14 protein-coding genes and 1 riboswitch are annotated in these 9,287 nt (G+C 51.8%); of the genes, 9 read left to right on the forward strand and 5 right to left on the reverse strand.

The genetic code is table 11. The annotated features are described in order from the left end of the window. Positions 1-233, forward strand: a 233-nt coding sequence (locus tag HPY52_16780; GenBank protein ID NPV81888.1) for a hypothetical protein, incomplete at its 5' end; no start/stop codon positions are given. Between the two features lie 317 nt (positions 234-550). On the opposite strand, the gene HPY52_16785 is transcribed toward HPY52_16780, so the two are convergent. Together HPY52_16785 and HPY52_16790 are read right to left on the reverse strand one after the other, a co-directional pair. Beyond that, complete coding sequence (locus HPY52_16785; protein ID NPV81889.1) at positions 551-964, reverse strand: type II toxin-antitoxin system HicB family antitoxin; 414 nt, start codon at positions 962-964, stop codon at positions 551-553. 35 nt (positions 965-999) lie between these two features. Further along, positions 1,000-1,197, reverse strand: a complete 198-nt coding sequence (locus HPY52_16790; GenBank protein ID NPV81890.1) for a type II toxin-antitoxin system HicA family toxin — start codon at positions 1,195-1,197, stop codon at positions 1,000-1,002. Positions 1,198-1,271: 74 nt separating this feature from the next. On the opposite strand from HPY52_16790, the gene HPY52_16795 reads away from it, so the two are divergent. From HPY52_16795 to HPY52_16830, 8 genes are all read left to right on the forward strand, one after another. Then, a complete protein-coding gene (locus tag HPY52_16795; GenBank protein ID NPV81891.1) occupies positions 1,272-2,753 on the forward strand; it encodes a ParB N-terminal domain-containing protein in 1,482 nt (493 codons plus the stop codon). Next, entirely contained in the window at positions 2,750-3,733 is a 984-nt protein-coding gene (locus HPY52_16800) for a hypothetical protein (GenBank protein ID NPV81892.1), read from the forward strand. Before HPY52_16795 ends, HPY52_16800 begins: the two co-directional genes overlap by 4 nt. Before the next feature lie 99 nt (positions 3,734-3,832). Beyond that, positions 3,833-4,297 carry a hypothetical protein gene (locus HPY52_16805; GenBank protein NPV81893.1) on the forward strand — a complete coding sequence of 155 codons (465 nt, stop codon included), beginning with the start codon at positions 3,833-3,835 and terminating at the stop codon, positions 4,295-4,297. Further along, complete coding sequence (locus tag HPY52_16810) at positions 4,294-4,656, forward strand: hypothetical protein (protein ID NPV81894.1); 363 nt, start codon at positions 4,294-4,296, stop codon at positions 4,654-4,656. The genes HPY52_16805 and HPY52_16810 overlap by 4 nt, the downstream gene beginning before the upstream one ends. 14 nt (positions 4,657-4,670) lie before the next feature. Beyond that, entirely contained in the window at positions 4,671-4,964 is a 294-nt protein-coding gene (locus HPY52_16815) for a hypothetical protein (GenBank protein NPV81895.1), read from the forward strand. A 1-nt stretch (position 4,965) separates the two neighbouring features. Continuing rightward, complete coding sequence (locus HPY52_16820; GenBank protein NPV81896.1) at positions 4,966-5,286, forward strand: hypothetical protein; 321 nt, start codon at positions 4,966-4,968, stop codon at positions 5,284-5,286. Between the two features lie 136 nt (positions 5,287-5,422). After that, a complete protein-coding gene (locus HPY52_16825) occupies positions 5,423-6,490 on the forward strand; it encodes an ImmA/IrrE family metallo-endopeptidase (protein NPV81897.1) in 1,068 nt (355 codons plus the stop codon). Between the two features lie 130 nt (positions 6,491-6,620). Next, entirely contained in the window at positions 6,621-7,007 is a 387-nt protein-coding gene (locus HPY52_16830; GenBank protein ID NPV81898.1) for a hypothetical protein, read from the forward strand. 286 nt (positions 7,008-7,293) lie between these two features. On the opposite strand, the gene HPY52_16835 is transcribed toward HPY52_16830, so the two are convergent. The 3 genes from HPY52_16835 to HPY52_16845 all read right to left on the reverse strand — a co-directional run. Further along, positions 7,294-8,250: a GGDEF domain-containing protein gene (locus HPY52_16835; GenBank protein NPV81899.1), complete on the reverse strand. Its 957-nt coding sequence runs from the start codon at positions 8,248-8,250 to the stop codon at positions 7,294-7,296. Positions 8,251-8,452: 202 nt separating this feature from the next. After that, positions 8,453-8,614 carry a hypothetical protein gene (locus tag HPY52_16840; protein ID NPV81900.1) on the reverse strand — a complete coding sequence of 54 codons (162 nt, stop codon included), beginning with the start codon at positions 8,612-8,614 and terminating at the stop codon, positions 8,453-8,455. Between the two features lie 51 nt (positions 8,615-8,665). Then, positions 8,666-8,747: riboswitch (cyclic di-GMP riboswitch) on the reverse strand. A gap of 326 nt (positions 8,748-9,073) precedes the next feature. Beyond that, a partial coding sequence (locus HPY52_16845) for a hypothetical protein (protein NPV81901.1) occupies positions 9,074-9,287 on the reverse strand: 214 nt, incomplete at its 5' end.

The raw sequence follows: 9,287 nt of genomic DNA on the forward strand, positions 1-9,287 counted from the left end.
ACCTGCTCGTTGCCATAGAGAAGACGCTACAAGACAGAGGGCATTACACGAGCTGGGCAACCGTGCGGGAGACGCTTTCCAACCATCAGATTGTGACAGTGGTATTGCCGACCTCAGATGGTCGCACCTTGCGGATTAGGAAGGCTGCCAAACCGGATCCTGAGCATCTTGGTATCTATGAGGCGCTCGGTATATCGCCCCGGATGATGAAGCCGGTGAAGACATGGTCGTAAGATAGTGACGTAATTTGACAAAGAACATAGGTACCGCAAGGGTTCCAGTGCTCTGAGTGCGGAAGTTGGGATAAGTGGCAATCAATGTTGGGGCCTATGCTTATGGACTGGCGGGTCCGGCTTGAACTCAGAGACCCGTCCATATTCAACGAAAAAGGGCAGATAGACTGGGATGGGGAGGCAGAGAGAGCGATCATAGTCCTCAGGCAGGGTGACCCAGATATTGAGGTTGCTTTAGTCCATGAACTGCTGAAGGAGCCCCCATGGCGGCCTTATCGACATCAGCGCAGCATCGCTCGTGAGAGGGAGCAGCCTGTTCACGGCTGCTTTTCGATAATTCCAAGACGCTCTTTCAGAGCGCTCTGTAAGACTTGAGAGAAGTTCATCCCTCTTGCAGTAGCCATTCTTTCTAGCCAGGCCGGTAGAGTAACGTTTTTCCTCACATAGGCGTTTTCTATGGCTTCACGGTACATGGGCATGTACACTTCAACCAAGAAAGGTATCTGGTTTGGTTTTAGTTTGAGCTTCTCAACCGGTGTCGGCTCCGGGATCGGATCACCGTCCTGCTCTATGTTGTAAAGGTGGAGGGCCATGGCCTCCTTGGCGTTGCGGATGGCTTCTTCGGTCGTACGGGCGCAAGGCAGACAACCAGGCAAGTCAGGGAAGAAGATTGAAATGCCATCGTCTGCATAGTCGAATATTGCAGGGTAGACGTAATGGTCTTTCCTCATAAGATCAGCTCCTTTCATGGAGAACGACAGGGGGTTTATCTCAGCTTTATCCCCGCTTGTTTCAAGATGCTTTTCAGGGTTTTTATGGGTATGTCTTTTACCGGGTGCGTTACAGTGACCTTGCCGGGTTTTGTCGGGTGCTTGAAGTGCCAGTGGTCGCCTACGCTGTTTACGCAGTACCAACCATCTTCTTCAAGCAGTCTGATTATCTCCCTTGATGAGTAAGACTTCATCCGGGTTCCCCCTTATGATCGTATCATAATGCGCACTATGATACGTGTCAAGGGGTATATGAGGTGTTTCAACCATGAGTACTGACAAAATCGAACCGAAGGCCGTCGCAAGCGGGATACCCGTATACTGTTCATTTGATGAGCTTGCCGATATCAATACCCTGGTTCAGAATCCGCGCAACCCGAACAGGCATCCTGAGAGGCAGATTGAACTTTTGGCCAAGATCATCAAGGCTCAGGGGTGGCGGGCGCCGATCACTGTATCCAACCGGAGTGGATTCATTGTTCGCGGGCATGGGCGGTTGTTAGCGGCGCAGAGGCTGGGTGTCGATCAGGTTCCGGTCGACCGGCAGGACTACGCGACAGATGCTGAAGAATGGGCGGACCTCATCGCCGACAACCGCCTCCAGGAATTGGCCGAGATGGATAACTCCATGCTGAAGGACTTACTAGAGGAGCTGGATACCGGCGATTTCGACATGGACCTGACCGGTTACACGGAGGATGCCGTCGAAGACCTGATGACGCAGTTTCACGTGGACGATGAGGAAAGCATAGAGGATGATTTCGACGTTGCGAAGGCACTTGCCGGGATCATACAATCCAGGGTTTCGGAGGGTGAGGTGTGGGCCCTCGGCAGCCACAGGCTGATATGCGGTGACTTGACCAAACAGGAGACCTGGGAGCGCCTGTTCGGCGGGCAGAAGGCAGACCTCATAGTGACGTCGCCACCTTACAACGTCGGCATCAAGTATGCCTCATACAAGGATAAGCGGGCGAAGGACGACTACCTCGGCATGGTCGCCGCGGTTGGCGAAATGATGTTCAAATATCTTGCCCCGGGCAGATATGTCGCCTGGAACGTAGGAGTTTCGCCGGACTCATATCCGCACTACCATGTGGTAGTGCTTGAGGGCTGTGGTTTTGAGTTTTACCGGCAGATCGTGTGGGAGAAGGCCGGGGTGCCGTACCCCATATTCCCGAGCACACTCAAGGCCCGGAAAGCGCGCCACTACAAGCCGAACTACAAGCACGAGGTCATCTACCTTCTAGAGGCCCCGGCGGACGAGGTGAACCTTCCGCTGGTGGAATGCCCGGTATGCGATGGCGCAGGTCACGTGATGGGCCATGTGGCTCCCGTCACCCATGAGGTGCTTGTGCTTTTGGAGAAAGGTAAAGTCGAGCTCGGGGGCAGGATCAAGCCCTCGAAGAAATATGCTAATGACGTTTGGCATATCGTCCAAAATTCGGCTACGGCTGACCTCCCTACGCTTGGCGCGAAGTCGAGCGGGCTTGAGAAGAGAGGGAAGAAGTCGCATCTGATTAAGGCGCACCCTGCGGCATTCCCGGTGGAGCTGCCTCGAGCCGTGATGCTGTTCCTATCGAATGAGGGCGAGATCGTATGTGATCCCTTCATGGGCGCTGGCGCCACGCTCATCGCAGCGGAGAAGATGGGGCGGGTTGCGTACGGTATCGAGCTCGACCCGATATACTGTGAGCTCACAATGCAGCGATGGGAGGAGTTGACGAGCCAGAAGGCGGCGAGGATAGGATGAAAGAAACACTCAGGCACAAAGAGGCGTTCGAGTATTACTATAGCCTCGGACCGACTCGAAGTATACCGCAAGTAGCCAGGCAGTATTCCGTCTCTGTTGCCGCGGTGAAGAAGTGGTCTAGGGCGTTCAACTGGCAGGAGCGCATTGAGCAGAGGGACATTGAGAACGCCCGGCGCGCGGCGAAAAGGGTCACTCCCACCCCTGCCAAGGCGGTTTTCGGGGAGAAATACTATTTAGGGAGGATGGTAAAAATGAAAATGAGAATCGACGAGATCAGGTTTGTGGAAGAGTTCTATCCATGGGACAAATGGGATAATGAAACAGTTAATGCTTACAGACTGGCGGTGGGAAATCTACCGCCAATTCTTGTCAATAGCAACAAGTTGCTGATTGATGGTTATCACCGGATCATAGCTCACCGGCTTGAGGGACTGGAAGAGATTGACGCAGAGCTAGTGGATGTGCCAGATGAGCAAGTTTTTATTGAAGCCGTAAGAGCGAATGCTGCTCATGGCAAACAATTAAGTCCTAGTGAGAAGAAAAATGTAGCCCGGAAATTATTTGAAGGTGGCATGGCACCGGAAGAAATACAAAAATTGTTGAGTGTAAAGGAAAGGACATTTCGGGATTGGACGCAGGACCTGCGGCAGAAGCAGGGCGAAGAGCGAAAACAAAAGATACTCGAGCTTTATCTTGCCTGCCACACGCAGGAAGAGATAGCGGAAGTGGTAGGGGTTGCAAGGAGCACCGTTACTGAGTTTATTAGCAATGTCAAAAACGGCGGGCTTGTCGATTTTGACATTACTCCCGACTCACTCCAACTATACAACCTTTGGCAGTTCTCTGCCCCTGATTCGCGTTACGGCCTGGACTACCCGGGGCGGATACCGGGACAGATCGTTGAGAACGTCCTGTACTATTACAGGGAGCCTTTTGACCTAGTAGTTGATCCGATGGGCGGGCGAGGGGACGACAATTGATGTCTGTAGGGCCATGTATAGGCGATATAGAGCTTATGACATAAGGCCGGTGCGGAATGACATCAAGGAGTATGATATTACTCAGGGGTTCCCGAGGGAGTGCAAGGAGCGAATGTAATCACCCGGGCCCGGGTTTCAGGCCAGATGAGGAGCTACCAGGATGCCGGGATCGAATACTACGAGATCCCGGAACCTATGGATGAAAGGACATGTCCGATCTGTAGGGAAATGAATGGGAAGTTATTTCCTGTAAGCGAAGGAACGAGAGTTACGGATAAGCTCCTTTCCGCCGAAGATCCTGAAGAGGTGAAGGAGATCGCCCCGTGGGTGGAATCATCCAGAGATATCATGGGTAAAGAGCCTAAAGAGCTTATCTCTTCAGGGATTTTATTCCCTCCGTTCCATTTCCACTGCCGAGGGACCACGGTGGCCCATATGGGGCCTGGCTCTCCGGGGGCCCAGGATACTGCAGAACGGGGCAATTCTATCCGCCTCCGGCCTGAGTGGGAACCGGAAACCATTCGGTATTCGGTTATTAGCAAGTTTGGGATAAAGTTTTTGTGACAGATAGAAAAATCAATGATTTCACGTGGCATAGGATCTTCCGTTTTCTGCAAGATAGGAATCGAGAGCAGTTGTGGACCCTCAAGTATCGGGACAGGATTCGTGAGGTGCTAGCAGACCCTGACAGAGTCATTATCGATCCGGAGCATGGTGAAGACACTCTGATTCATTATAAATTCATACCAGGCCTCAATGACCTTAAAGGACGCCCGTACTGGCTTGCAGTGGTAGTTCAGAAAGGTGATTACAAATACTTCTATACCATGTACCCATATAGAAAGGGGACCGTATTGGGGTATCGTGTAGATTCGGGCCTAATGGGGAATTTATTGGATACGAAGGGTTTGACTATGATGTAAACTACCCTAATCTAGTGGGCCTATTCGAGGAGTTGGGATATACAGAAAAATTCGATGTACCACAGCTTGGGCTGGAGTTTGTTGATATTTTTACTGTGCTCAAAGAGGTTAAAGAGCGAAAGAAGATCGAGGGCCCATTACTTGATTTCAGGATGTTGGAGGAAGAGAACCCGGGGGCTGCTATGGAGGCCTTAAGTGACCCCGAAATTGTTGAGATGTTTCGTGAGGCTGGTATGAAGAATGTCCCGGAATTTCCTCTCGTTGAAAAATACCGGGTGGAGAAGCGGATGAAGGCTTCTCGAGGTTAGGATGGGAAAATTGGATAGGCTTGTTTTAGAGGTGCTGAAGGACAAAGATGATGTTTTGATCCGTGCCCCTGTAGATCGGAGTAGAAAGCAAATAGCAACGCACATCAGCCTGGGTGAAGGGCTGCATTTTTACGGGGGTCGGTTTCGCAAGTTTTCCGATTATCAGTTCTCAAAGACATTGCCCGAACTCATTGAGGAGATTGAACGCATATCCCCTCTGCCGGACACATATGATGTGCCCCAAATCGGACTTGAGAATGCAGACCTGCTTACGGTCATAAAGGAGATCGCGAAGTATGACAAGATAGAGGGTTTGGGTTAGGCAGGAGGGAAGTTCCGTAGAGTAAGCAAGAATGTCTAATCTGTAAACAAAGGCTGCACGGATAGACATCACCGGATGAGCTTTCCGGTTTACATTTGGGCATAATATAGTGTACAATGTAAACTGGGAGGTGATGATGGTGTCTATTGGGGAACGCATCAGGCGTGCTCGCAGGGCGGTCGGGTTGAGCATGCGTGACCTGGCTGACCGGGTCGGTGTAAGCCATCAGGCCATCTTCAAGTACGAACGGGACGAAGATGTTCCAAGTTCAGGAGTGCTGCTCCGTCTAGCTGATGCGCTGGGCGTCAAAATAGAGTATTTCTTCCGTACTCGGACGGCGAAGGTTTCCGGTCTAGCTTACAGGAAGCTCTCCGGTCTACCCAGGAAGGCTGAATGGGTGGTCCTTGAACAGATTCAGGAATGGCTGGAACGATACCTGGAGGTCGAGGACCTTTTCCCGGAACAAATCCGGCGGTTTGCTTTGCCTTCCAGCGTGGACCGACGTGTATCTTCGGTAGAAGAAGCTGAGCGTGTATCCGAGGAATTGCGGGGTGCTTGGGAGTTGGGGCTGGACCCCATCAAAGACCTCACCGAGCTTCTTGAGGAAAAGGGTATCAGGGTTGGATTGGTGGATGGAGTGGACGGCTTTGATGCTTGCACCTTTCAAACAGAGAGTGGTGAGCCGATCATTGCAGTCAAGCGTGGTTTGCCTGGAGACCGGCAGCGGTTCAAACTGGCGCATGAGCTCGGGCATATTACCTTGGAACCGGCTGAGGGAGTAGATCCTGAGGCGGCAGCACGGCGTTTCGCAGGGGCATTTCTGGTGCCCCAAGCGGCAGCGCGCAAGGAATTGGGGCAGCAGCGCCACAATCTTAGCCACTATGAGCTCCATCTGTTAAAGCATAAGTATGGGCTGAGCATGCAAGGCTGGATCTATCGCTCCAAGGACCTCGGGATTATCTCAGAGAGGGTTTTTAAAAGCCTATTCCGGCTGTTCAAGCAGCGGGGATGGCATCTCCAAGAACCGGGTGATGCGCTGCCACCCGAAGAGCCAAAATACATGGAGCGGCTTGTGATGCGGGCACTTGCTGAGGATCTGATCTCCGTCTCCCGTGCCGCAGAGTTGTTGGGCAAGCCTCTTGACCAGCTCCGGCAGGAGGTGGCGATGCAGCATGGGGGGTTCTCGGCGGACTTTGGTCACTGACACAAGCGTTTAGATAGACCTCTACGCAGGCGGGCTTCTCAATGAGGTCTTTGGACTGCCATTTGACTTCGCCGCGCCCGATGTCATCGTTGCTGAATTGAGGGAGCCGGATGGACAGAGACTTGTTGCGATGGGTTTACGGAATTTCGAGTTACCGGGAAGCCAGGTCTTGAAGGTATTGGAGCTTGCCTCTAAGTACCGCGGCCCGTCGCGGGCCGACCTTTTTGCTCTTGCACTTGCGATTGCGCTGCCCGGCGTCCTACTCATAAGCGACAAGCGCTTGAGAGAGGCTGCCGAGAACGAGGGAGTTCCTGTACATGGTACACTGTGGCTCCTGGACGAAGAAGCTAAGACCATCAGTGACAGGTTCAAGGTCGGCTCCACGCTGCCTGAGTGGGTGAAGAAGTATGAGGACTTCATCCTGGGGGCGGTGGTGGATGTAGTTGTAGCGATTCTGAATCGCATAGGTTTTTTCGAGCATACGGAGATAGCAGAGCCCGACTCGAAGCCAGCGTAAAGCTGAATCCGTTTTCAATAGGTGTGGAATACCACCTATCTGCAGATAGGATTTCGGCGGAGAATCCAGGGAAGATAGATGATTCCATACGGGTAAAGGTGTTGGAAGAAGCTATCAAGGAGATCCCTCGGGTGAGATTCGAATGGTCCTTCTATGCAGATCGAGTAGGACGGGGGCGAGATGCCCTCTCCTACTCGATTATTCTATGACGGCCCAACTGTGACGTCCTCCCCCGAATCAATTCGGGGGCATCCCAGGCGGCTCAAGCCGCCGGAGATGTCGGTTCCTAAACTTCCTCTTTAAATGTAGCGCGTTTATGCTGGGACACTCGCTTTGCTTCATACAATCTCTTGTCGGAGGTTTCTATCACTTTTTGAATGGTGTTACCATCCCCAGGAAAGAATGCGCTTCCAAATGATATCCCGACTCCCCCTATCTCCTTCGAAACCAGCTCCTTTATTCTATCACATACATCGTTGACAATAAATTCATCGGCGTCTGGTATAATTATCACGAATTCATCACCCCCGTATCTAAATACAGCATCCGTGGATCTTAGGGATTCACTAAGAAGCACCCCAACCTTCTTCAGCACCTCGTCACCTGCCAGGTGGCCAAATCTATCATTGTAACGCTTAAAACCATCAAGATCACACATTATAAGTGCAAAAGGGGTTTCTTTGGATGAAAGTTCTGTAACATATTCCGCAAACGCCCTGCGGTTGTAGAGTCCAGCAAGCGGATCCTTACCAGCAGCATCCTCCATGGCGACAACACGCGATCTCGATAGCCCTTGAGTTCTTCTCATAAGACGGCACGCAGTGTGGCTTGTCATCGTTATTCCCAGCACATAAGCCAAACCAAACCAGTCTGCTTGAATCAGCGCGCGCAGGCTGAGAAATGCCAGGATTGATGTATTCATCATTGCCGAGCGAAAGACCCAAACGGGGTGCCTTTCTATCCCATAGGTCACGATAGGCACCAGCACAAAGAATAGAAAGGGACTCCTCTGGAATCCCGTAGTGAATATCACGGAGGAATTCAGGGGGAAACCGAAAATCGGCGAGAGATAGCTGAACCATGGATGGTAAAGGTGCTTCAGGTCAAGAAACTGAGAAGCTATGAATCCCACCATAAACAACAGGGGTAGAAGGGCATAAGGCATTGGAGGAGCCAAGACTATATATGCAGGGGTGAAGGCGATGCATAACAAGATGCGGGCGGAGCGCACCTCCCTTATCATGGATCGCCGAAAGGACTCCCTTGATTCCATACCTAATCGCTTCATCCTCCCTCCGAATGGAGCTATCTTTGATTACCCACATCCATGCCGGACACACCGTAAAAGGCTGTCCCCAGGATAGGGGACAGCCCACACTTCTGGATTTAGATTTGGGAAGCCCTGCGATTGGAGGTCCCATTACAGACTTGCGAAACCCGGCATATCAGCTCGTGAAACGCAGTGCCAGTATTATCAGACCTACCATGGCAAATACAGCCAATATAGTTAAGAGATAAGCGACAACTTTGACGCGATTCATGATCAGTTGATTATACCACCAGCGCTTTAGTTTCTCGCCCCACCCCATTTGTGCCACCTGCTCCATACATTATTCTTCCTGAGAAACACAAAGACCGGCACCTATCATACCAATAATGGTAAGCGGCCGGTCTCGCTACTACCTCCCACGTCCCCAAGCGACCGAATAAAGGGCCGTGTTCATCGAATCCACCATTACCTTATGTTTTTGAATAATGCTATTTCGATGCTAAACCCCATTTTCCCTCTCATGCTATACTGAATTTAAGAATATCATCATAAAGATGAAGGCACCGTGAGACATATCAGGCTGTAGAGGCCGGTCCAATTCGGCACCGAAATGAGGGGAACGTCCGTCTGCAAATGGGAGCGATCCAGGGCCCAGAATACGCTACACCCGCAGCAGGATTCGGCTTGTTGCGGGTGGTCCCCTTTTCACGGACATTTACCCCTTAGGTGGGTCACTTTTAGATAGAGCTTGTCCCACTCTTCGTAGAATTTCGCTAGCGCTCCCGGACGCATTATTTCACGTTCTAGCGACGTCAGGCTCCGCTGGCACCTCTATCTCCCCTGACATTCCCACCTCCTTGCGAATCGCAGCCTGAAGCAGGCTCAGAAGCTTATACCCACGGATGCGATGGAATTTCCCTTCTGCTTCCATTAGCCCCGCCCCAACCCACTGCAACGCCTGCTGGCCATTCCGCCAGCGCTTAACGTTGTGTGCCTTAGACGCAGCCACG

The sequence above is a fragment of the Bacillota bacterium genome (assembly GCA_013178415.1).
Taxonomy (GTDB): Bacteria; Bacillota; SHA-98; order Ch115; family Ch115; genus Ch115.

Excerpts from the sequence above, each read along its gene's own strand:
- HPY52_16840 (NPV81900.1), bottom strand. The coding sequence starts at position 8,614 with ATGGAGCAGGTGGCACAAATGGGGTGGGGCGAGAAACTAAAGCGCTGG.
- HPY52_16830 (NPV81898.1), top strand. The coding sequence starts at position 6,621 with ATGGGTTTACGGAATTTCGAGTTACCGGGAAGCCAGGTCTTGAAGGTA.
- HPY52_16835 (NPV81899.1), bottom strand. The coding sequence starts at position 8,250 with ATGATAAGGGAGGTGCGCTCCGCCCGCATCTTGTTATGCATCGCCTTC.
- HPY52_16790 (NPV81890.1), bottom strand. The coding sequence starts at position 1,197 with ATGAAGTCTTACTCATCAAGGGAGATAATCAGACTGCTTGAAGAAGAT.
- HPY52_16825 (NPV81897.1), top strand. The coding sequence starts at position 5,423 with ATGGTGTCTATTGGGGAACGCATCAGGCGTGCTCGCAGGGCGGTCGGG.
- HPY52_16795 (NPV81891.1), top strand. The coding sequence starts at position 1,272 with ATGAGTACTGACAAAATCGAACCGAAGGCCGTCGCAAGCGGGATACCC.
- HPY52_16820 (NPV81896.1), top strand. The coding sequence starts at position 4,966 with ATGGGAAAATTGGATAGGCTTGTTTTAGAGGTGCTGAAGGACAAAGAT.
- HPY52_16785 (NPV81889.1), bottom strand. The coding sequence starts at position 964 with ATGAGGAAAGACCATTACGTCTACCCTGCAATATTCGACTATGCAGAC.
- HPY52_16800 (NPV81892.1), top strand. The coding sequence starts at position 2,750 with ATGAAAGAAACACTCAGGCACAAAGAGGCGTTCGAGTATTACTATAGC.